Consider the following 22,185-nt stretch of genomic DNA (forward strand, 5'->3'; position numbering starts at 1 on the left):
ATTCATGAAGTGAACACATTCGAGGGATTGACTCCGGCGTAACCTCCAAGCAATATCTCTTTCTACGCGCAGGGCTCGCACGTTGCCCAACTGCGTGTTCGAATGATGAAGGACTCCGGCTCCCCCGAGCCACTGCCCGGCCGCCTCGACGCTGCGGCGGCCAGGCTCGGACGGGTGCCCGGACCGGCGGCCGGCCGTAGAGGGTCGGCCGGGCCGCCACCAGGCTGCCGGTGCCGCCCCCACCAGGGCCCGGCACCGGCGGCTCCGGGTTCAGGGCCGGGCGCAGGACCGGACACGAGGACCGGACACGAGGACCACCGTCCGCCGCGAGCCCCGGATCACCCCCGACCGCTGCGCAGCCCTTCTCGGCGACCCCGCTCCGGAGCCCCCTCGCCCCGGCTGAAGCCCAGCTCAGAGGTCACGTCCGGGCGGTCGGTAGACTCGGCCAGCGTGTCACTCCTCCTCAGCATCGTGCTCCCGGTCCACGGCGTGGAGCGGTTCCTGCCGCGCTGCCTCGACTCGATCCTCGGCGACACCCCCGCCGCGGAGTCGCGCTTCGAGGTGATCGCGGTCGACGACCTCTCCCCCGACGGCTGCGGCGCGATCCTGGACGAGTACGCCGCCCGCGATCCGCGCCTGCGGGTCCTGCACCTCACCGAGAACCAGGGCCTCGGCGGCGCCCGTGCGGCCGCCCTGCCGCTCGTGCGCGGCGAGTACGTCTGGTTCGTCGACAGCGACGACTGGCTGCCGGAGCGGACCGTCAGCGTGGTCCTGGACGAGCTGCGCCACGAGGGCCGCCAGGCCGTCCCCGCCGACGTGCTGGTCACCGACTTCACCCACGTCTACCCGGACGGCGCGACCGAACCCAACCCCTGGCGCCACGTGCTGCTCGGCTCCCCGCTCGTCGAGGGCTGCACGCTCGCCGAGCACCCGGCGCTGTTCCAGACGGTGATGTCGGTGTGGAACAAGGTCTTCCGCCGCGCGTACCTGGAGGGCCTCGGCGTCGCGTTCGGGCGCGGCTACTACGAGGACATCTCGGTCACCTACCCCGCGCTGCTCGCCGCCGAGCGGCTGCGCTACGTCGACCGCCCCTGCTACGTCTACCGCCGCAACCGGGACGGCGCGATCACCGCGACCGCCTCCCCCAAGCACGCCGACGTGTTCGCCCAGTACGACGCGATCTTCGCGTTCCTGGACCGCCCGGACCGCCCCGGCCGGCCCGTCCCGGAGTCGCTGCGCACGCTGGTCTTCGACCGGACCGTCCGCCAGGCGCTCAACGTCTACGACACCCCCGGACTCGTGCCGGTCGAGTGGCGCAAGGACTTCTTCCACAGCATCTCCCGGCACTTCGCCCACCACCGGCCGGACGACTACCAGTTCCCCGGAGGCGTGCGCGGCGTGCAGTACCGGCTGGCGGCACGCGGCGCGCGGATCGCCTACGCGGAGCTGCGCCGCACCGGGCGGCTGCCGCGCGAACTCAAGCGCGGCGCGCGGGCGGTGGCGCCGGCGGTGCGCAAGGGGGTGCGCAGCGGTGCCCGGTTCACCGCGTACAACGCGTTCCGCCGGCTGCCGCTGGACGACACCCTCGCGGTCTACGCGGCGTACTGGCACCGGGGTTACGCGTGCAGCCCGGCCGCGATCTACGAGAAGGCGAAGGAACTCGTCCCGGAGATCCGGGGCGTGTGGGTCGTGGAGAACCGCACGCAGGCCGCGGCCATGCCGGCCGGGGTGCCGTACGTGATCGTCAACACCCCCGCCTACCTCAAGGTGATGGCGACCGCCCGGTACTTCGTCAACAACGTCAACTTCCCGCACACGATGGCCAAGCGACCGGGCACGGTGCACGTCCAGACCCAGCACGGCACCCCGCTGAAGGCAATGGGCATGGACCTGCGGGACCGTCCCGAGGCCGCCGACGGCATGGACTTCGACCGGCTCCAGGAGGCCGTCGACCGCTGGGACTTCCTCGTCTCCTCCAACCCGCACACCAGCGAGCACTTCGCCCGCGCCTTCCCCGGCCGCTACGAGATGCTCGACACCGGCTACCCGCGCAACGACCGCCTGGCCAACGCCACCCCGGACGAGGTGCGCGCGATGCGCGAGCGGATCGGCCTGCGTCCGGGCCGCACGGCGGTGCTGTACGCGCCGACGCACCGCGAGGGCCAGGGCGGCTACGTGCCACTGCTGGACGTGAAGGACCTGGCCCGGCGGCTCGGCCCCTCGTACACGCTGCTGGTGCGCACGCACTACTTCCACACCACCGGCCCGGGGGACCTGGTCGCGGGCGAGGACGCGGCGGAGATCGTGGACGTCTCGGCGCACCCGTCCGTGGAGGACCTCTACCTCGCGGCGGACGTGCTCGTGACGGACTACTCGTCGATGATGTTCGACTACGCCGTGCTGGACCGGCCGATCGTCGTGTTCGCGCCGGACTGGGACGACTACCGGCGGGTGCGCGGGGTGTACTTCGACCTGTTCGCGGAGCCGCCGGGCGCGGTCACGGTGGACGCGGACGGGCTGGCGGCGGCGCTGCTCGCGGGCGACGCGGATCCGGCGGCGCGGGCGCGGTTCCGGGCGAAGTTCTGCCCGTGGGACGACGGCGGGGCGGCGGAGCGGGTGGTGCGCCGGGTGTTCCCGGTCGCGGGCTGACGGAGAACGACCGGCAAACGAATGACAGCTGACAGATAACAGATTTCGAAATCTGTTATCTGTCAGCTGTCATTCGTCAGGCGATCGGGGCCGGTGCCGCCGGTACGGCGACCGGCCCCGTCACGGCGGGCTCAGCCCCGGCGGGCGGCCAGGAACTCGTCGAAGGTCAGGTAGCCCTGGTGGTGGGTGTCCATGGCGTGGATGAGCGCCTCGGCCATCGACAGCGTCACGTCGTGGTCGCCCATCTCGTTCGCGACCAGCGCGTACTCGGCCGGAGTGATCTTGCCATCGCCGTTCTTGTCGAAACGGTCGAAGAGCGCCTTGATCTCCTCGGTGCTCTGCATGGTTGCCCTCCTGGGAACTGCGGGTTGTGCGGTGTTCGGACGGGCGTACCCTACCCGGCCCCGGTGCACCGTCCGTGGCGCGGGCCACGCACTGAGGGAGTGGACGGGCGGCGGGGCCGGTGGCGTAGTCTGCGGAACCGATACCGGCCCGGGCTCCTCCCGGGCGCTCGTTCGTCCAGGGAGGGACCATGCTCGATCTCGTCACCAGGCTGGTGCTGAAACCCGTCTCGCGCGGCATCTGGCGGCCGGTCATCGAAGGTGTCGAGAACGTGCCGCGCAAGGGCGGGGTCATCCTCGCCAGCAACCACCTGTCGTTCATCGACAGCGTGGTGATCCCGCTGACCGCCCCGCGCCGGGTCCACTTCCTCGCCAAGGCCGAGTACTTCACCGCCCCGGGGTTCAAGGGCCGCCTCTCCAAGGGCTTCTTCGAGGCGATCGGCGCCGTGCCGGTCGAGCGCGGCACCTACCGCTCCGCCCAGGCCTCCCTGGAGTCCGCGCTGGAGATCCTGGAGGACGGCAAGGCCTTCGGCATCTACCCCGAGGGCACCCGCTCGCTCGACGGCCGCCTCTACCGCGGCAAGACGGGCGTCGCGTGGCTCGCGCTGACGGCGGGCGTACCGGTCGTGCCGGTGGCGCTGGAGGGGCCGGAGCAGATCCTGCCGGTGGGCAAGCGGGTGCCGCGCCTCAAGAAGGTGACCGTCCGCTTCGGTGAGCCGCTGCACTTCGACGAGCTGCACGGGCAGGCGCGCTCGGCCAGGGCCCGCCGCCAGGTCACCGACGAGGTGATGGCGGCGATCCAGCGGCTGTCCGGCCAGGAGGTCGCGGAGGGCTACAACGAGGCGCCGAAGGCGGCGTAGCCGCGGTCGTCGGGTCCCCTCGCCTCACTTTGGCTCGTCAGACGTACCCCAGGCTCCGGACCGGCCCGTCACACGTACCCCCGGCCTCGGGCCGGCTCGTCAGACGTGCCCCAGGACCGCCGGCTCCGGGGCGTCGGGCACCTGGGGTGCCTCGCGGCGCAGCAGGGCCGCGTACCGGCCGTCCAGCGCCACCAGTTCGTCGTGGGTGCCGAGTTCGACGACCGCGCCGTGGTCGAGGACGGCGATCTGGTCGGCTCCGCGCACGGTGGAGAGCCGGTGGGCGATGGTGATCGTGGTGCGGCCCGCGGAGAGGGTGTCGACGGCCTCCTGGACGGCGCGCTCGGTGCGGTTGTCGAGCGCGCTGGTGGCTTCGTCGAGGATCAGGACGGGCGGGTTGCGCAGGATCGTGCGGGCGAGGGCGAGGCGCTGCTTCTCGCCGCCGGAGAAGCGGTAGCCGCGTTCGCCGACCAGGGTGTCGTAGCCCTCGGGCAGGCCGGCGATGGTGTCGTGGACCTGGGCGGCGCGGGCGGCCTCGACGAGTTCGCCGTCGGTGGCGTCCGGTTTGGCGAAGCGCAGGTTCTCGGCGACGGAGGCGTGGAAGAGGTACGTCTCCTGGGAGACGACGCCGACGGCGCGGGCGAGGGTGTCGAAGGAGAGGTCGCGCACGTCCTCGCCGTCGATGGTGACGCGGCCTCCGGTCACGTCGTACAGCCGGGGGACGAGGTAGCTGAGGGTGGTCTTGCCGGAGCCGGTCTCGCCGACCACGGCGAGCGAGCTCCCGGCCGGGACGGTGAGGTCGACCCCGGCGAGCGTGGGGCGCTCCTGCCCGCCGTCGTAGCGGAAGTCGACGCCCTCGAAGCGGACCTCGCCGCGGATCCGGTCCAGGGTCACGGGCCGCGGCCGTTCGGCGATCTCGACCGGGAGGTCGAGGTACTCGAAGATGCGCTGGAACAGCGCGAGCGAGGTCTGGACGTCGACGCCGGTGGAGAGCAGGCCGACGGTCGGGCGGAACAGGCCCTGCTGGAGCGTGGTGAAGGCGACCAGGGTGCCGACCGAGACGATCGGCGCGCCGCCGGCGGCGGTCAGCCCGGCCGCCCAGTAGATGACGGCGGGCATCGCGGCCATCACGATCTGGATGGTGTTCATCCGCCAGCGCCCGGCCATGCTGGCCCGCACCTCCAGGTCGGCGAGGCGGTCGGACTGCTCGGTGAACTCCCGGGCGAGGGAGCCGGAGCGGCCCATCGTGCGCCCGAGCAGGATGCCGCTCACCGAGAGCGACTCCTGGACCGCCGAGCTCATCGCGGCCAGCTGCTTCTGCCGCTCGGTGGTGATCTTCTTGCGCTCGTTGCCGACCCGGCGGCTGATCCAGACGAACAGCGGGAGCAGGAGCAGCGAGACGACCGTCAGCCGCCAGTCGAGCGCGACCATCGCGACGACGGAGGCGACGACGGCGGTGAAGTTGGAGACCAGGCTGGTGGCGGTGGACGTCACCGTGGACTGCATGCCGCCGATGTCGTTCGCGATCCGGGACTGCACCTCGCCGGTGCGGGTGCGGGTGAAGAACGCTAGGGACTGGCGCTGGAGGTGGCCGTAGACGGCGGTGCGCAGGTCGTGCATGACGCGCTGGCCGACGGTGGTGGAGATCAGCGTCTGGAGGACGTTGAACACGCTGTTCACGACGGCGGCGGCGATCATGCCGAGCACGAGCACGCTCAGCAGGCCGGTACGGCCGTGCGGGATCGCGGTGTCCAGGACGGCGCGCAGCAGGAACGGCGAGACGACCGAGACGACGGCGGAGGCGCCGACCAGCAGTCCGACGGTGGCGAGGCGGCCCGCGTAGGGGCGGAAGAGGGCGAGGATGCGCCGCCACTGCGCGGGCGGGCGTGGTTCGCCCTCGTCGCGCGGGGACGGGGTCCAGTCGATTCTGTCGGGCCTCAAGGGCGGACCTCCGGGGGTCGGGCAGCCGGGCGGCCGCCAGCATAGCGAGAGTAGCTCATAGTTAGACTAGCTAATAGTGAGGGTCACCCTATTCCCGCGGCGCGCGTGGCCGCCCGCCCGATCACGCCGTGTGCCGCGGGTGAACGGGGGCCGCCCGTCCACCCGCCTGGCGCGGCCGACCGGTCGGTCCGTCCGCCCCGTCCACCCGTCCCACCCGCCCGCCGCGCCCGTTCCACCCGCCTGGCGCGTTCGGTCCGTCCCGCGCGGTCAGTCCGTCCGGTAGGTGCGCGCCGCCTTGTTGGAGAGCCCGCCCAGCTTCCCGGACGGCAGTACCCGGGCCAGCGCCACCGCGGCCTTGTACCGCTTGCCCGGCACCGACACCGACCGGCCGCGCCCGAGGTCGCGCAGCGCCTCCTCCACGACCCGCTCGGCCGAGAGCCAGGACCAGGACGGGATGTTGCCGGTGCCCATGCCGGCCCGCTCGTGGAACTCGGTCCGCGTGAAGCCCGGGCACAGCGCCATCATCCGGACCCCGCTGCCGCCGAGGTCGCGCAGCACCCCCTGGGTGAAGCTCACCACCCACGCCTTGCTCGCCCCGTACGTGCCGCGCGGCAGGAACGCCGCCACGGAGGCGACGTTGATGATCGCTCCGCGGCCGCGGTCGCGCATCCCGGGCAGCGCCGCCGTCGTCAGCCGGAGGACCGCCTCGACGTGCACCTTCAGCATGTCCAGCTCGTCCTGGAGCGGGACGGTCAGGAAGGCCCCGCGGTTGCCGAAGCCCGCGTTGTTGACGAGCAGGTCCACCGGGCGGGCGGCGTCGGCCAGCCGCGCCTCGACGGCGCCGATGCCCTCGTCGGTCGCGAGGTCGGCGGTCAGCACCTCCGTCTCGACGCCGTACTTCCCCTGCAGGTCGGCGGCGGTGCGCTCCAGGCGCTCGGTGTCGCGCGCCACCAGGACGAGCCGGTAGCCGCCGCGGGCGAGCCGGCGGGCGAACGCGGCTCCGATGCCGGCGGTCGCGCCGGTGATCAAGGCTGTGGTCATGCCCCCGACCGTACCGACTCGCCGCGACCGGGCCCACACCCAGGGCAACATCCCTGCTCAGCGGACTGCGGATGCACGGCCCCGGCCCGGCTCGTAAGGTCGGACAGGGGCATCGCCCAACCGGGTGATGACATCCGCGTGAGGAGGCATGCCTGATGCTTACTCAGTTCCGGACCGAAGCGGGCCCGGTGTCACCCAGCGCGACGCCGGTCGAGGCCGTCACACTCGCGAGCCTGATGGTGGAGGACGAGGCCGTCGTGACCGACGCGCCCACGTACCGCCCCGACGCCGCGGTCGCGCTGCTGCTCCTGCTGTCGCCCAAGGAGCCGAGCCCGAAGCGGCCCGAGGAGCGGCCGAGCCGGTAGCCCGGCAGCCGGTGGCCGGTGGCTGGTAGTCCGTAGTCGGTGGCCTGCTGGCCGCCCGGTCTGCGGCCACGGCGACGGCCGCGGCCACGACACCTGCGACCCGCCGCCATCCCCGAGACCTCTCGTGAGCCGTCGAGGTTCCCTCGTGAACCCTCCCGGACTCCGGAAGGAGGACCAGCGCACCATGCCGTTCGCCGAGACACCACTGCGCGACGAGTACGCCGCGGCCGTCGAGCGGATGGCCCGCCGGACCCTCGACGCCCTCCGGGGCGCCGGGGGAACGGCCTCGCTCACGGAGCCGGACGGGCTGCTGGCCTCCTTGCTGACCGACCCGGAGGGCTCCGTACCCGGGGCTGTGCTCGCGGCGGCGCGCATACTCGGCCCGGACCTGCTCGCTCCTCAACTCTTCAACGCTCGTTCACCGTTGGATCCACTGAATCCGTTAGATCCGTCGAATCCGTCGAATCCGTCGAATCCGCTGAAGGAGTCGACCCTCGTGCCGCTGGACGACGCCGCAGCCCGGCTACTGGCCGAAGCCCGACGGGTCTTCCCGCCGCCCGCCGCCGACTCGTGGGACGGTTCCCCGACCGGCCCACCTCCGCCCGCCGACGATGCGAACCTCGTGATCGCCTGGCAGGACTGGGCGGCCTCCGCACTGCTCGCGCGCACACCGTACGGCGGCGAGGCCGCCCCGCCTCCCGCCGCCGTGCCGCGGCCGGGCCCCCGACCGGGCTCGCCCCCGGGCCCGCGCGACTGGCAGGCGTGGTCCGTCCGCATGGCGCAGCTGTCCGTGCTCGCCCTGCCCGGTCTCGACGGCCCCGTGCACGAACTCGCCCGCACCCACACCCTCGACCTCGCGCGCGGCACCGCCCGCTCGATGCTCCGCCGGGACCTTCGCACCGCCGCCCGGCTCGCCCGCTGGCTCGCCTGGGCGCGGGCCGACGGCCGTCCGCTACGGCTGGAGGTCGGGCCCGTGCTGGAACGGATCCGCCTGACCGGCGACGGAAGCGCCCGCACGTTGCTCGAACTCGCCATCGCCGACCGCCTGTTGAACGGTCCGCCGGAACCGGTCCGGGCGAGGGCGGCACGATGACGGCCGACACGCGCGTGCTGGCCACCGCGCAACGCCTCGGCTCGCACGCGCTGGACTGGCTGGACGCCGGCCGCCGGAACGGGTTCGGCCGGCTCCCCGACAACACCGTCGTCGACCTCGCCGACCCCAACGACGCCTACAAGCCGCTCGGCGAACTCGCCCTCGCCGCCTCCCTCGTCCTGCGCGACGGCGTGACCGGCCCCGGCGACACCCGCACCGCGCGCGGCCTCCTCGACTTCGCCTGGGACCAGGTGCGCGCGGGCGACCTCCTGTACGAACGACAGCTGCGCCACCTCGCGATGACCGACCCGCTGGAGACGTACGCCCACTTCGCCCGCGCCGGCTACCGGCACGCCGCGATGGAGGAACTCCTGGACTCGCTCGGCCGGTTGCGCGCGGTCCACGCCGTCGAGGCCGAACCCAACCGGAAGCTGGCCGTCGCCAACGCCCGCCGGATCGTCGGGCTCGCCGACCGACCGGACTGGGCGGCACTCGCCGCCGCCACCTGGCTCGGTGCGACACCGGAGCCGTGGGCCGTCGACTGGATGACCGCCTACCGGATCACCCACACCGTCTTCCACCTCACCGACTGGGGCGCCCGCCCGGACGGCCTGCCGGAACCGGTGCGCGCCTACGTGCGCGACTGGCTGCCCGTCTGGCTCGACGTCTGGCTGGAGATCGGACAGTGGGACCTCGCCGCCGAACTGCTCGCCGTCGACGCGTGCGTCGGCGAACCGGTCACCGGGCGGCAGGGCTGGGACGCGCTGGCCACCGCGCAGCACGCGGACGGGCTGCTGCCACGCGACTCCGAACCGGTCGACGCGGACCCGGAACAGGCCTTCCGGGACCACCAACACACGGCGGTAGTGGGGGTGGTGGCCGCCACCATCACCCTGTCCCGCGCGCTCGGCGGCACGCCGGTGGCGACGTGAGTGGGGCGGACAGGAGTCTGTCCGCCCTGGTCGAGGCGGCCGGACCGTCGGCGACGGCCGTCACTCTGGCCATGACGCGGGGGAGTTCGGCGGAGGTGCGGTGCCACGGGCGGCTCGGACGCGCCCCGAGCGCGCCGGACTGCACGCCCGACACCGTCTTCGAACTCGGTTCCGTCACGAAGACGTTCACCGCGCTGCTGCTCGCGGCGCTGGCCGCGAGCGGCGAACTCACGCTGAACGATCCGCTGGAACTCCACCTCCCGTGCTCCTGGCGGCCGTTGACCGTCCGCTCGGGCGGGCCGATCCGACTCCTCCACCTGGCCACGCACACCGCGGGCCTCCGCCGCCTGCCGCCCGGCCTACTGGCGAGCGCCGTCCGGGCCTGGTACAGCAATCCGTACGGGGCTTACGGGGAGGTGGAGTTGAGGAATGCGGTAGCCCGAACCACCGTCCGCACCAAGCCCGGCAGCCGGTACGGGTACTCCAACTACGGGGTCGCACTGCTCGGCCGCCTCCTCGCCGAGACGGGTGGTGCGCCGTACGCCGAACTCCTCGCCGAACGGATCGGCCGGCCCCTGGGACTGCGGACGCTGGCCTGCGCGCCGGACACCCCGGACCGCGCCATCGGGCACCGGCGCGGCCGGGCACTGCCGCCGTGGCGAATGCCCGGCCTTCCGGGCGCGGGCGCGGTCCGGGCGAGCGGCGCGGACCTGCTGCGCTTCCTGCAGGCGCATGTCGGCACGTGGCCGGGCGAGTCGGGCGACGAGGGGGACGGCGAGCCGGGTGGCGAGCTGGGCGCGGCGCTTCGGGAGGTGCAGCTCCCCCGGCTGCGACTGCCAGGGTCCGGCGACGAGGTGTGCCTGGTGTGGAACCACCGACGGTCGGGCGACCGGGACCTGTTCTTCCACTCCGGCGCCACGCGCGGGTTCACCGCGTTCGTGGGCTTCTCACCACAGACGGAGAGCGCCGTCGCCGCTCTCGCCAACACCGGGCCGACGATGGACGGGCGGTTCCTGCGGGTCGGGTACGGGGTGCTGACGGAGGTGGCGGGGAACAGATGACAGCTGACAGATAACAGATTTCGAAATCTGTTATCTGTCAGCTGTCATCTGTCCTCCGTCGGCTGCCATCCGCCGCTCCCCACCCGCTCAGACCGCAACCGCCTTCGCCCGGTCCGCCGCGATGTGCAGGGCGAGTCCGCCGAGGACCGTGCCCATCGCGTAGCGCTGAATGCGGAGCCAAGCCGGGCGACGGTTGAGGAAGGACGCGATGCTGCCCGCACTCGCCGCTATCAGTCCGTTGACGGTGACCGCCACGACGACCTGGGTGAGGCCGAGCACCAGACTCTGGGCCGCGACGTGACCACGCGCCGGGTCGACGAACTGGGGCAGCAGGGACAGGTACATGATGGCGATCTTGGGATTGAGCAGGCAGGTCAGGAAGCCCATCCCGAACAGCTTGCGCGGCGAGTCGTGCGGCAGTTGCTGCGGCGCGAAGACCGGCGCGCCACCCGGCCTGACGGCCTTCCACGCGAGCCACAGCAGGTACCCGGCCCCGGCGAATTTGATCGTCGTATAGAGCGCCGGCACCACCGTGAACACCGCGGCGACGCCCACCGTCACGGCCCCGAGGTAGACCAGGAATCCGGCCGCGACCCCGACCAGCGACACCAGCCCGGCCCGGCGGCCCTGGGCGATCGAGCGCGAGACCAGGTAGATCATGTTGGGCCCGGGGGTGAGCACCATGCCCAGCGCCACGGCGGCGATTCCGAGCAGGGCGTGCGGGGCGGCGGCGGGGATCAGCAGGTCCATGCGAGGAGGCTAGGCCGCACTCCGAGCTCGATGCAATGATAACTTTGCGCTCGGTGCAATCAGCGCAATCCCGCCGAGCACGACCGACACGGAGGGCCCGTCGATGGACGACTACCGGCTCATCGCCGACGAGATCGCCAACGCCATCACCGACGGACGGCTTCGCCCCGGGCAACAGCTCCCCACCCAACGCGCCTTCGCCCGCCGCCGCGGCATCGCCGCCTCGACCGCCGGGCGCGTCTACCGGGAACTGGCCCTCCGGGGACTCACCACCGGCGAGGTCGGCCGCGGCACCTTCGTCCGCGCCGACCAGCGGGCACCCGGCCCCCACATCCCGCTCGCCGAACCGGCCGGGGCACCCATCGACCTGGAGCTCAACTACCCCGTCGTGCCCGAGCAGGCGCTGCTCGGCGCCGCCCTCGCACCGATGCTTCGGGCGGACGCACTCGACGCCGCGCTGCGCCCGGTGGGGGCAATCGGGACGGCCGCCGCCCGCCACGCGTTCGCCCAGCTGGCGTCCGGGCCGCACGGCTCGCCCTCGTGGCAGGCATCGCCCGAGGACGTGCTGTTCGCGGGCAACGGCCGGCAGGCGGTCGCCGGCGCGCTCTCCGCGCTCGTACCGCCCGGAGGGCGGCTCGGGGTCGAGGCGTTGACGTACCCCGTGGTCAAGGCCGTCGCGCAGCGGCTGGGGATCACTCTCGTACCACTGGCCGTCGACGAGCACGGCCTCCGGACCGGCGCCGTCACCGCCGCGCACCGGGCCGCGCCGCTCAGCGCCGTCTACCTCCAGCCCCGACTGCAGAACCCGCTCGGCGGAAGCCTCCCACCCGAGCGCCGGGCAACCCTCGCCGACGAGCTGCGCCGTCTCGACCTGCCCGTCATCGAGGACGCCATCTGGTCCTTCCTGCGACCCGACCTCGTGCCCCTCGCAGCCCTGCTGCCCGAGCGAACGATCCTGGTGGACAGCGTCTCCAAGCGCCTGGCCCCGGGCCTGACCACCGGGTTCGCCGTCGTCCCCAGTGCATTCCGCGACCGGATGGCCGCCGCGCTGCGGTCCGGCGGATGGACGCCCAGCGGGTTCGCGCTGGAGGCGGTCGTCCGCTGGGTCGGGGACGGCGCCGTCGCGGCGGTCGAAGCGGCAAAGCGCTCGGATGCGACGGCGCGGCAGCTACTCGCACGGGAAGTGCTGGCAGGACAGCACCTGCGCGCAGACCCGTGCTCCTACTACGTGTGGTGGGAACTGCCGGCGGCGTGGCGGGCGGAAACGTTCGTGGCCGCCGCGGCGCGCGAGAGCATCGCGATCACCCCGGCCGCAGCCTTCGCCGTGGACCCCAGGGTGTCTCCGTCCGCCGTCCGGGTCGGCCTCGCGTCGCCGCCGGTCCCGGTCCTGACACATGCCCTGGAGACCCTCGCCAGGATCGCCCGGAGCACGCCGGAGGAACTGCTGGAGTGAGGGCCGACGGGCGACGACGAACAGCTGACAGATAACAGATTTCGAAATCTGTTATCTGTCAGCTGTCATCTGTTACCCGTCGCTCGCCACTACCCCTCACCACGAGCCGACCGTCAACCGTCCGCCCGCGCACCACTGTCAGAACTGCGCGCCACCGTGTCAGCCGCTCCGCCCGCGCCGACCGCGCGCAGGCGCGAGGCGGCGGTCGCGGCCAGTTGCGGGGCCAGCTTGGCCACGTCTCGGGAGCCCACCACCGCGATGAGGCTCGGCAGCAGCCACCGGACCGGCTGCATGCCGCGCAGCCAGGCCTGGGCGTAGACGTGCGCGGAGCGCCGGGCGATGCCGGCCACGATCCGGTCCACGGCTGGCTCCAGCGGGTAGGTCTTGTTGGCCGGCCACGGCAGGCGGCTGCGCATCTGCTTGAGAACGACGTCCTCGTCGGCGCCGCGCACCATGTCCGTGTCGGTCCAACTCAGGTACCCCACACCGACCTTGACCCCTTGGTAGGCGACCTCGCCGCGGATCGAGTGGGCGAACGCCTCCACCCCGGACTTGCTCGCGCAGTACGCGCTCATCAGCGGCGACGGCGTCAGGGCGGCGAGCGAGGCGATCTGGAGCAGGTAGCCGCGGCTCTCGATGAGGGCGGGGAGGAACGCCCGCGCGGTGGCCACACTGCCCAGCAGGTTGACCTCGATCACCCGGCTGAACGCCCGGTGGTCGCTGTCCACCAACGGCCCCCCGATGGCGATCCCGGCGTTGGCGACGACGGTGTCGATCCGGCCGTAATGCTCCTTGATCCGCCGGGCGGCGTCATCGAGAGCGTCGAGGTCGGTGACGTCGACCTCCCACGTGGTCGCGGTCGGACCGCACTGGGCGGCGACGTCCTTGAGTTCGGCCGGCTCCAACCCGAGCAGCGCGACCTTCGCCCCACAGCGCGCGAGCTTGCGCGCCAACGACGCACCGACACCACGGGCGGCCCCCGTGACGACGACGACCTGGGCGGACAACGGCGGTATGGCGTTCATGCGACGACGCTCCTCTCGGAGTCGAAATCATCGGAATCGGAATCGGAACCGGAGACGGAACCGGGGGCGGAATCGGCGGCAGGACCGCTGTCCGCAGTCAGATGGGCCACGGCCATTCGGTGGATCTCCGCCGCGACCTCGACCGGCCGTTCCAGCGGCGACATGTGACCGACCCCGGGAAGCAGCAACAGCCCCTGCGGGTCGCGCAGTTCGGCGACCATGCGGTGAGCGTGGACCGGTGGTGTCAGCCGGTCCGCGGTGCCGGCGATGACCGACGTCGGCGCGGCGAGGCGGCCGAGTCCGGCGAAGACGTCCAGCCGTCCGAGGACACCCGCCCAGCGCGCGCGGACGGTGGTCGGGCAGGCGTGCACGATCCGGGCCGTCGCCTCGACCCGGCCCGGCGCCGAATCCGGCCCCATCGTCGCGAACTTGAGCGCTGCGCGACTGACCGCCGACACCGGACCGAGCGGCATCCGGGAGTGGAGCAGTCGGCCGTGCAGGAAGCGGCGAAGCCCGGCCGGGCGGAACGACTCGGGCAGGACGGCGAGTTCGTCGAGCAGCCGCCCGGGACCGGTGGAGACGAGGACGGCGGCGGCGGTGCGTTCGGCGACCTCGGGCCGTCCGCCGGCCGCCATGATGGTCATCCCGCCCATGCTGTGGCCGGCGAGGACGGCCCGCTCCCCGGCCGGGACCGTCCGGGCGAGGACGGCGGCGAGGTCATCGGCGAGTGCCCGGGTGGAGTAGCGGGCCGCGCTCGGCGGGATCTCGCTGTGCCCGTGACCGCGCTGGTCGTAGGCCACGAGCCGGTAGCGGTCGGAGAGTTGGCGGATCACCGGCGCCCAGAAGGCGGTCGAGCAGGTCCAGCCGTGGGCGAGCACGATGGTCGGCGCCCCGGGCTGGCCGTGGATCTCGACGTGCAGGCGCAGCCCGTCGGCGGAGCGGACGGCCAACTCCTCGACAGGCGTGGGCGGTACGCAATCGGGGGAAAGCTGCGGACTCATGCTGACACTCCCTGGGCGGTCATGGCCTGCGCCGAGTCGGACGCGGTGGCCGGCGTCGCGCGCATGATGAGCTCGTACTCGCCGAGGTCGACCTTGCGGGTGGCGCGGCGGAACGCGGTGGTGGAACCGGGCCACAGCACGGTGTTCTTGCCGTTCTGGTCCTGGTACCAGCTGTGGCAGCCGCCGGTGGACCAGACGGTGCGGTCCATCCGGTGCTGGAGTTCGAGGTTCCACTGGCGCTGGGCGCGGGCGGTCGGCTGCATGGCGGCGGCACCGATCGAGCCGAGCGTGGTGAGCGCGTCGACGACGTAGTTCAGCTGGGACTCGATCATGAGGATCATCGAGCTGTTGCCGAGGCCGGTGTTGGGGCCGATCACGAAGAACAGGTTCGGGAAGCCGCGGACGGTCGAGCCGCGCAGCGCCTCCATGCCGTCCTTCCACTCCTCGGCCAGGCTGGTGCCGTTCGCGCCGAACACCCTTGCCCCGATGGGCATGTCGGTGACGTGGAAGCCGGTGCCGAAGACGATGGCGTCCACTTCGTGCTCGCTTCCGTCGGCCGCGACCAGTGTGGAGCCGCGCACTTCGCGCAGGCCGGAGGCGACGACCTCGGTGTTGGCGGCGGCGAGCGCCGGGTAGTACGTGTTGCTGAGCAGGATGCGCTTGCAGCCGATCCGGTAGTCCGGCGTGAGCTTGGCGCGCAGCCCGGCGTCGGGGACGCCCTGGGCGATGTGGTGTTCGGCGAGCCGCTGGACGGCGCGCAGCAGGCCGGGCCGGCGGACGAAGGCATCGACCTGGAGCTCGCGGAGCGCGAAGAGCGTCCCCCTGCGGACCTTGCCGGTCACCGGGAACCGGCCGTGCAGCCACTTCTCCAGCTGGGTGATCTCGCGGTCACGACGGGGCAGGACCCAGGCGGGCGTTCGCTGAAAGACCGTCAGCTTGCCGACCTTCGGCTGGATCGACGGGATGATCTGGGCGGCGGAGGCTCCGGTGCCGACCATCGCGACGCGCTTTCCGGTCAGGTCGAAGTCGTGGTCCCAGCGGGAGGAGTGGAACACCTTGCCGGTGAATGCGCTCAGGCCGGGCAGGTCGGGGATCTGCGGGTCCGCGAGCGGGCCGGAGGCCGAGACGATGGCGTCGGCGGTCCACGTGCCGGCCGTGGTGGTGATCCGCCAGCGCGTGTGCTCGCCCTCCCAACGGGCCTCCAGCACCTCGGCGTTGAAGCGCAGGTGGGGGCGGAGTCGGAAGACCGTGGCGACCTTCTCCAGGTAGGCGCGAATGTCGGGCTGGCCGGAGAAGCTGCGCGGCCACTCGGGGTTGGGCGCGAAGGAGAAGGAGTAGAGGTGCGAGGGGACGTCGCAGGCGCACCCGGGGTAGCTGTTGTCGCGCCACGTGCCGCCGACCGAGTCGGCGCGCTCCAGGACGACGAAGTCCGTGATCCCGGCCCGGCGCAGCCGGACGGCGGCACCGAGGCCGCCGAAGCCGGCACCGACGACCGCCACCCGGACGTGCGGGACGGCCTCGGCCGCCTCTTCGTCGACGACCTCGACGACCTCGACGTCGCCGGCGAACGCGACGGCCTCGACGAGCTCGACGGCCTCGGCCGCTTCGACAGCGCCGGCGCCTTCGGCGGCTTCGGACGCCTCGGGGGCGGCGGACGCGCCGGGCCGGGGGCGCTTGGTGCTGGATGCCATGCGGCGTCCTCCTGAGGGTGGGGGCGGTCGCGTGCTCTCCGCCAAGAGGAACTCTCCCGGACGTTCTGCCCGGAATCCCGATAACCATGCCAGCAATCACTGGCATGGTTGGCAGAGTAGCCCTTGCCGACAGCGCTGGGAAGACGGCCGACCGCCCCGATTCCGGCGGCGACCGCGGCGGACCGTCCTATGCTGATCGCCGTGGACAAGGCCAGAGCTGCTGCGGACGACAGAAAACGCGAGTACCGGGTGGAGGAACTGGCCGAAGCGGCCGGCATCACCACCCGCACGCTGCGCTTCTACCGCGAGCGCAAACTGCTCCAACCGCCGCGCAAAGAGGGCCGCATCGCCTGGTACGGAGAGGAGCACCTGGCCCGCCTGCGCATGATCGGCGAGTTGCTCGAACGCGGACACACCCTCGGCGGCATCACCGAACTCATCGGCGCCGGCGAGAGCGGGCGGGACGTCGCGGAACTGATCGGCCTGGAAGCGGCCATCATCGCGCCCTGGTCGGACGAGACGCCGGTGCGCCTGACCTGGGACGAGCTCAAGGACGGCTTCGGCGACCAGCTCACCGAGGAGAACACGGCCGAATCCCTCGCCCAGGGCTACATCACTGTCACCGACGACGGCATCACCCACATCAGCCGCCGCCTGATGGACGCCACGACGGCGCTGGTCGCGGAGGGCGTACCGCTGTCGGCCGTCCTGGACGCCAGCCGGCGTACCCAGGCGCACGTCGACGCGATCGCCGAGATCTTCATCAACGTCGTCACCGACCACATCCTCGGCGCGCTGTCCGCCGACTCCCCGCTGCCCCCCGGCGAGGCCGCCCGCCTCACCGAGCGCATCCTGCGGGTCCGCCCGCTGGCCCGGACGGTCGCGGACGCCCAGTTCGCGCTCGCGATGGACCGCCGCGTGCACGCCGAGTACGACGAACTGCTGCGCCACCGAAGGGAGAACGGCGCGGAGGGCTCGGACGGGAGCGAGGACGGGAGCGAGAGCGGGAGTGAGAGCGGGAGTGAGAGCGGGAGTGAGAGCTGCGGCAAGGACGGGAGCGAGGACGGCAGCGGCTCCGACGCGTAGCGCGCACGCGTGACGGGCAGGAATTCCCGCGCCCTGCCCGCCCGTTGGACCGTCGCCGGAGGAAGCCGCCCATGCCCGGACACCTGAGCCGCCGCGCCGCCCTCGGTCTCGCCGCCGGACTCGCCCCGGGCCTCGTGCTCGCCGCCTGCGGAGCCAACAGTCCGTCACGGGCGGCGAGTTCGGCCGGCACGCGGACGGTACGGCACGCGCGCGGCGAGAGCACCGTGCCGGCCCGGGCCTCCCGTGTGGTCGTGCTGGACACGGACGCGCTCGACTCGGCCGTCACTCTCGGGATCATCCCGGTCGGCGCGACCACCGTCAGCGACGGCGCGGGTTTCCCCGACTACCTCCCGGGCGACCGGCTCGCGGACACGAAGGCCGTCGGCGCCATCGGCCAGCCCAACCTGGAGGCGATCGCCGCGCTGCGACCGGACCTCATCCTGAGCAACCAGGTGCGCGACGACAAGCGGTACGACCAGCTGGCCAAGATCGCGCCCACGGTGCTGTCCAAGACCACCGGACCGACCTGGAAGGAGAACGTCCGGCTGCACGCCGAGGCACTGGGGCGGCAAGCGGAGGGGGCGACGGCCGAGGCCGCGTACCAGGCGAAGGTGCGGGATCTGATCACCGCGCTCGGCGGACCGGCCAAGGCCGCGGCCACCAGGGTCGAGATGGCGCGCTTCCTCGCGGGCGCGCCGACCAGGCTCTACCTGAACGACACCTTCGTCGGATCGCTGTTCAAGGACCTCGGGGTCGGCCGGCCCGCCAACCAGGACAAGCCCGGGTTCTCGCTGGAGATCAGCCCCGAGCAGGTCGACCAGGCCGCGGCCGACGTCATCTTCTATTCGGTGTACGGGGACGCCGCGAAGTCCGACCAGCCGAAGATCCTGGGCGGTGCGCTGTGGAGGAACCTCGACGCCGTCCGCAACGGCCGGGTGTTCCAGGTGGACGACGGGCTGTGGATGCTCGGCATCGGGTACACGGGAGCCGGGCTGATCCTCGACCAGATGCGGAAGGACCTCGTGGGCGGCTGATGGGCGACAGGTGACGGGCGACAGCCAACCGCCGACGGCGAACAGATGACAGGTAACAGATAACAGATGTTGAAATCTGTCATCTGTTATCTGTTCGCCGTCGCCCGCCCCACCACCGCCCCCTCACCTCCCTCACCCCCCTTGGCCACTCCTCCAATCACCCCTCCCCCACCCCTCGACTCCACCGGGTGATCAAACGATTACCGTCACACCGCCGTCACCTCTACCGTCTAGGCTCACCCGCAGGTCGCTGTCACCTGGTCGGGCCGGAGACGGGAGGCGGGCGCCCGTACCGGTTCCGCAGAAGAGGCCTGCACCGTGTCCGTGGCCGTGAACTTCCGCATGGCAACGCAACTGACGGGCAGCCGGGTGCTGCTGTGGTCGCTGCTCGGCCGGCTGCCGAACGCGATGAGCCCGATCGGCACCCTGTTGCTGGTCAGCCGGAACACCGGCAGCGTGTGGTCCGGCTCGCTGGTGGCCGGGGCCCTGGCGGGCGGTCAGGCGATCGGCGGTCCGATCGTCGGACGGCTGGCGGACCGGCGCGGGCAGCGCACGGTCGGACTGGCCGCCGCCCTGGTCAACGCCGCCGCCCTGGTCGCCCTGGTCGCCGCCTCAGAGCACGGGCTCGCGCTAAGCTGGCAGATCGCGCCCGCCGCGCTGACCGGCCTGTCCGTCCCACTGGTCGGCCCGCTGTCGCGCAGCCGCTGGGTCCGGCTGTCGGCCGGTGAACCGGAGCTGACCTCGGCCATGCTGGCGCTGGACGGGATCGTCGACGAGGTGAGCTTCACGGCCGGCCCGGCACTCGTCGGCATGCTCGCAACCGCCGTCTCGCCGTCCGCCGGGATGCTCACCGCTGCCGTGCTGTCCGGCGTCTGCGCCACGCTGTTCGCCCTGCACCCGACCGCCGCAACCGCCGCGACCGGTGTGCCGACCCCGGTCCACGCCCAATCCCAGTCCGCCGAGCGCCTGTTCAACACTCCCTACCTCCTCCTCATGGCCGGGATGGCGCTGCTGGGCGCCTGCTTCGGCTCGGTCCAGGTCGGCATCACCGCCACCACCGAGGCGCTGGGCCGGCCGGGTTCCGCAGGGCTGTTGTACGGATTCCTGGGCTGCACCAGTTCGATCGCGGGCATCGCCACCGCGTCGCTCCCCGCCCGCTGGGGCCTGCCACCGCGCCTGCGGGCGGGCACCGCCCTGCTGTTCACCGCCTCCTGCGTCCTGTTCTTCGCGGACGGGAGCCTCGTGGCGCTCACCGCGGCCGTCGGGTTCCTCGGGGTCGCCGTCGCGCCGCAGATGATCACGATGTTCGGCCTGGTCGAGCGCACGGTGCCGGCCGCCCGTCTCGGCGAGGCGATGGCAGCACTGGTCAGCGCGCTCATCCTGGCCCAGTCGGCGGGCACCTTCGTCAGCGGCTGGGCGGCCGACCACTTCTCGCCGGGCGCTCCCTTCGCGGTCACGGCGGCCGCCGCGGCGACCGCCCTCGTCCTCACCGCCTGCACCGCGACCGAGCACCGATTCCGGCGCCGGCACTCGACGCCGCCCGCGCCCGTTGCCGCGAAGGCCGCGTCGCCCGCCGCGTGAAACGGCAGCGGGGGCGCCGGTGGTCATCCCACCGCCGCCCCCGCCGGGGAACACCGCGTCCCCTCCTGCATCACCGCAACCGCATCAACGCACCTGCATCACAGCACCAGCTTCACTGGTCCCGCGTCACTGCACCGCGGTCGCCGCGCCACTGTCACCGCACCGCGGTCCACACCACCTGCCTGACGAAACGTCAGTTGACGTTCACCGCAGTCCACGTGGCCGCGACCGCGTTGTACTCGGCGCTGTTCGCCCCGTACAGGTCGGTCGCCGCGCTGAGGGTGGCCGCACGGGCACCCGCGTAGTCGGTGGTGGAGGTGAAGTAGGTGGTCAGCGCGCGGTACCAGATCTGGGCCGCCTTGTCGCGCCCGATGCCCGCGAGCGTCGAGCCGTCGTACGTCGGGCTGTTGTAGTCGAACCCGTTGATCGACTTCGCGCCGCTGCCCTCGGACAGCAGGTAGAAGAAGTGGTTCGCCACACCCGACGAGAAGTGCACGTCGGAGTTGCCGACGTCGGCGGACCAGTAGTCGGCCGACGAGCCGTCCTTGCTCGGCTGGTCCATGTAGCGCAGCGGCTTGCCGTCGCCGTTCAGGTTGATGAGCTCGCCGATCCAGTAGTTCGGCGGGTTCGAGGGCAGGTTGGCGTACCACTCGACCATCGTGCCCATGATGTCCGAGGTGGCCTCGTTGAGGCCGCCGGACTCACCGGAGTAGTTGAGCGCGGCGGTCGCGGCGGTGACGCCGTGCGTCATCTCGTGGCCGGCCACGTCGATCTCGGTGAGCGGGTGGGTGTCGCCCTGGCCGTCGCCGTAGGTCATGCAGAAGCAGTCGTCGCTCCAGAACGCGTTGACGTAGTTGGAACCGTAGTGCACGCGGCTCGCCGCGCCGACGCCGTCGTTGCGGATGCCGTTGCGGTTGAAGGTGGACTTGTAGAAGTCCCACGTGGTCGCGGCGCCGAACTGGGCGTCCACGGCGGCGGATTCGCGGTTGCCGGCGGTGCCGTCGCCGAAGCTGTTGGTGCTGTTGGCGAACAGCGAGCCGTTGCCGCTGGTGCCGTTGCTCATGTCGCTGGTGGACTGGCCGCCGCGGGTGTCGTCCTTGAGCGAGTACGAGGAGCCGCTCTGGGCGGTGTTGAGCTGGACGTTGCCCACGAAGACGCCGTTGCCGGTGCCGGCCGCGGTCTCGATCTTCTCGTGGGTGGACAGCACCGCGCCGGTGGCCGCGTCGGTGACGAGGACCTGGCGGCTCGGGGTGCCGTCGGCGCGGGTGCCCTCGACCTGGACCCGGTAGGCCAGGCGGGGGTTGCCGTCGCTCGCCCAGACGACCAGCTCGGCGGCACCGGCCTGGTGCACGTCGGCCATCGGGGACTCGTCGGCGTCCAGCGTGACGCCCACGGTGGCGCGCACCGCGCCCGCCGCGTTGTCGGCGGCCTTGTCGGCCGGGATCCGCGGGGTGAGGCTCGGCAGGCTCAGCTGCGCCGCGACCGCCTTGTTCACGGACTTGACCGCGCCGTCCTTGGCCTGGTGGACCACCAGGTCGCCGCCGATGACGGGCAGGCCGGCGTAGGTCCGCTCGAAGCGGAGGTGGCGGGTGCCGTCGGCGTCGATCACCGCGTCCTTGGCGACCAGCTTCTCCTGGTCGCCGAGGGCGAGCTGCTTGGCCAGCGGGCCGGCCTCGCCGTTCGCCACCGCGAGCACGGTGGCGTGCTGGTGGGCGGCCTGCGCCTGCAGCGCGGCGGTCGGGGCGGCCTGCGCGGCCGTGGTGCTCACCTGGATCACGCCGGTCAGCAGGGCCGTGGCCGAGAGCACGGCGACGGCTGCGAGCTTTCGCTTCACGTACGAGTCCTTCCGGGAAACCGCGTCTGTGCGCGGTCGCACCGCGTCCCGGGGGCCGGGGTCGGCACCTGTGGGGCGGGACGGGCACTGGCGTACTGGGCCCCGTTGCGATCGAACGGCAGACCACCGAGGGGTGGGGGTGGGGGCTGCCGGCGGGGGCTGTCAAAAAGCATGACAACCCGACAAGCGTTTTGACAGGTCTACTTCATCAAGTGGCCAGGTCCCGCCAACCTGACGGACATCCAGCGACACGGACAAACCGGGGAATTCCACCCACCCTTGCAGTGGGTTACCACTCGAACGATGTCCGCCGGCCTGGGCCGATGTCACACCGACCAGTCCACCGGTGGGAGATGACGGGTCGCCGGGCGAGTTTTACACGCCTGTAAAACTTTCGATACGGAGTCTTGACATCCGCTTGGCGAGGTCCCGCCACCGGTCGCGCTTGTT

18 protein-coding genes are annotated in these 22,185 nt (G+C 72.2%); 10 read left to right on the plus strand and 8 right to left on the minus strand.

Translation table 11 applies throughout. The features are described 5' to 3' along the window. Positions 1–450 precede the first annotated feature (450 nt). The gene (locus ACFV4F_RS00530; protein ID WP_380499873.1) at positions 451–2,649 is read left to right on the plus strand and encodes a CDP-glycerol glycerophosphotransferase family protein; all 2,199 of its coding nucleotides are present in this window, start codon (positions 451–453) and stop codon (positions 2,647–2,649) included. 131 nt (positions 2,650–2,780) lie between these two features. On the opposite strand, the gene ACFV4F_RS00535 is transcribed toward ACFV4F_RS00530, so the two are convergent. Beyond that, a complete protein-coding gene (locus tag ACFV4F_RS00535; RefSeq protein ID WP_359957616.1) occupies positions 2,781–2,993 on the minus strand; it encodes an EF-hand domain-containing protein in 213 nt (70 codons plus the stop codon). Between the two features lie 188 nt (positions 2,994–3,181). On the opposite strand from ACFV4F_RS00535, the gene ACFV4F_RS00540 reads away from it, so the two are divergent. Then, a complete protein-coding gene (locus tag ACFV4F_RS00540) occupies positions 3,182–3,850 on the plus strand; it encodes a lysophospholipid acyltransferase family protein (protein WP_359957613.1) in 669 nt (222 codons plus the stop codon). Between the two features lie 99 nt (positions 3,851–3,949). On the opposite strand, the gene ACFV4F_RS00545 is transcribed toward ACFV4F_RS00540, so the two are convergent. Both ACFV4F_RS00545 and ACFV4F_RS00550 read right to left on the minus strand, forming a co-directional pair. Then, positions 3,950–5,788 carry an ABC transporter ATP-binding protein gene (locus ACFV4F_RS00545; RefSeq protein ID WP_380499875.1) on the minus strand — a complete coding sequence of 613 codons (1,839 nt, stop codon included), beginning with the start codon at positions 5,786–5,788 and terminating at the stop codon, positions 3,950–3,952. 267 nt (positions 5,789–6,055) lie between these two features. Further along, positions 6,056–6,829 (minus strand): SDR family NAD(P)-dependent oxidoreductase, encoded by a 774-nt coding sequence (locus ACFV4F_RS00550; RefSeq protein WP_380437189.1) that lies wholly within the window; start codon positions 6,827–6,829, stop codon positions 6,056–6,058. Between the two features lie 155 nt (positions 6,830–6,984). Here ACFV4F_RS00550 and ACFV4F_RS00555 point away from each other — a divergent pair, with 155 nt between their 5' ends. From ACFV4F_RS00555 to ACFV4F_RS00570, 4 genes are all read left to right on the plus strand, one after another. Beyond that, positions 6,985–7,194, plus strand: a complete 210-nt coding sequence (locus ACFV4F_RS00555) for a hypothetical protein (protein ID WP_380437191.1) — start codon at positions 6,985–6,987, stop codon at positions 7,192–7,194. Between the two features lie 184 nt (positions 7,195–7,378). Continuing rightward, positions 7,379–8,287, plus strand: coding sequence for a hypothetical protein (locus ACFV4F_RS00560; protein ID WP_380499877.1), 909 nt, complete (start codon positions 7,379–7,381; stop codon positions 8,285–8,287). Continuing rightward, on the plus strand, positions 8,284–9,219 hold the full coding sequence (locus ACFV4F_RS00565) for a DUF6895 family protein (RefSeq protein WP_380499878.1): 936 nt from the start codon (positions 8,284–8,286) through the stop codon (positions 9,217–9,219). Before ACFV4F_RS00560 ends, ACFV4F_RS00565 begins: the two co-directional genes overlap by 4 nt. After that, the gene (locus tag ACFV4F_RS00570) at positions 9,216–10,280 is read left to right on the plus strand and encodes a serine hydrolase domain-containing protein (protein ID WP_380499879.1); all 1,065 of its coding nucleotides are present in this window, start codon (positions 9,216–9,218) and stop codon (positions 10,278–10,280) included. The genes ACFV4F_RS00565 and ACFV4F_RS00570 overlap by 4 nt, the downstream gene beginning before the upstream one ends. Positions 10,281–10,367: 87 nt before the next feature. On the opposite strand, the gene ACFV4F_RS00575 is transcribed toward ACFV4F_RS00570, so the two are convergent. Further along, positions 10,368–11,030, minus strand: a complete 663-nt coding sequence (locus tag ACFV4F_RS00575) for a LysE family translocator (protein ID WP_380499881.1) — start codon at positions 11,028–11,030, stop codon at positions 10,368–10,370. 103 nt (positions 11,031–11,133) lie between these two features. On the opposite strand from ACFV4F_RS00575, the gene ACFV4F_RS00580 reads away from it, so the two are divergent. Beyond that, positions 11,134–12,483: a PLP-dependent aminotransferase family protein gene (locus ACFV4F_RS00580; protein ID WP_380499882.1), complete on the plus strand. Its 1,350-nt coding sequence runs from the start codon at positions 11,134–11,136 to the stop codon at positions 12,481–12,483. Positions 12,484–12,596: 113 nt separating this feature from the next. Here ACFV4F_RS00580 and ACFV4F_RS00585 read toward each other — a convergent pair whose 3' ends face one another. Genes ACFV4F_RS00585 through ACFV4F_RS00595 form a run of 3 tightly spaced genes read right to left on the minus strand, consistent with a single transcriptional unit; the run spans position 12,597 to position 16,200 of the window. Next, positions 12,597–13,508 carry an SDR family oxidoreductase gene (locus tag ACFV4F_RS00585; protein WP_380437203.1) on the minus strand — a complete coding sequence of 304 codons (912 nt, stop codon included), beginning with the start codon at positions 13,506–13,508 and terminating at the stop codon, positions 12,597–12,599. Next, entirely contained in the window at positions 13,505–14,509 is a 1,005-nt protein-coding gene (locus tag ACFV4F_RS00590) for an alpha/beta fold hydrolase (protein WP_380499884.1), read from the minus strand. The genes ACFV4F_RS00585 and ACFV4F_RS00590 overlap by 4 nt, the downstream gene beginning before the upstream one ends. Continuing rightward, a complete protein-coding gene (locus ACFV4F_RS00595) occupies positions 14,506–16,200 on the minus strand; it encodes a flavin-containing monooxygenase (protein ID WP_380499885.1) in 1,695 nt (564 codons plus the stop codon). The genes ACFV4F_RS00590 and ACFV4F_RS00595 overlap by 4 nt, the downstream gene beginning before the upstream one ends. A gap of 201 nt (positions 16,201–16,401) precedes the next feature. On the opposite strand from ACFV4F_RS00595, the gene ACFV4F_RS00600 reads away from it, so the two are divergent. From ACFV4F_RS00600 to ACFV4F_RS00610, 3 genes are all read left to right on the plus strand, one after another. After that, entirely contained in the window at positions 16,402–17,286 is an 885-nt protein-coding gene (locus ACFV4F_RS00600; protein WP_380499886.1) for a MerR family transcriptional regulator, read from the plus strand. Between the two features lie 71 nt (positions 17,287–17,357). Further along, positions 17,358–18,320: an ABC transporter substrate-binding protein gene (locus ACFV4F_RS00605; RefSeq protein WP_380499887.1), complete on the plus strand. Its 963-nt coding sequence runs from the start codon at positions 17,358–17,360 to the stop codon at positions 18,318–18,320. A gap of 342 nt (positions 18,321–18,662) precedes the next feature. Next, on the plus strand, positions 18,663–19,901 hold the full coding sequence (locus tag ACFV4F_RS00610; RefSeq protein ID WP_380499888.1) for an MFS transporter: 1,239 nt from the start codon (positions 18,663–18,665) through the stop codon (positions 19,899–19,901). Positions 19,902–20,094: 193 nt separating this feature from the next. Here ACFV4F_RS00610 and ACFV4F_RS00615 read toward each other — a convergent pair whose 3' ends face one another. Next, positions 20,095–21,735, minus strand: a complete 1,641-nt coding sequence (locus ACFV4F_RS00615; RefSeq protein ID WP_380437216.1) for a M4 family metallopeptidase — start codon at positions 21,733–21,735, stop codon at positions 20,095–20,097. Positions 21,736–22,185: the final 450 nt, after the last annotated feature.

The organism is Kitasatospora sp. NPDC059722, assembly GCF_042733235.1.
Taxonomy (GTDB): Bacteria; Actinomycetota; Actinomycetes; order Streptomycetales; family Streptomycetaceae; genus Kitasatospora.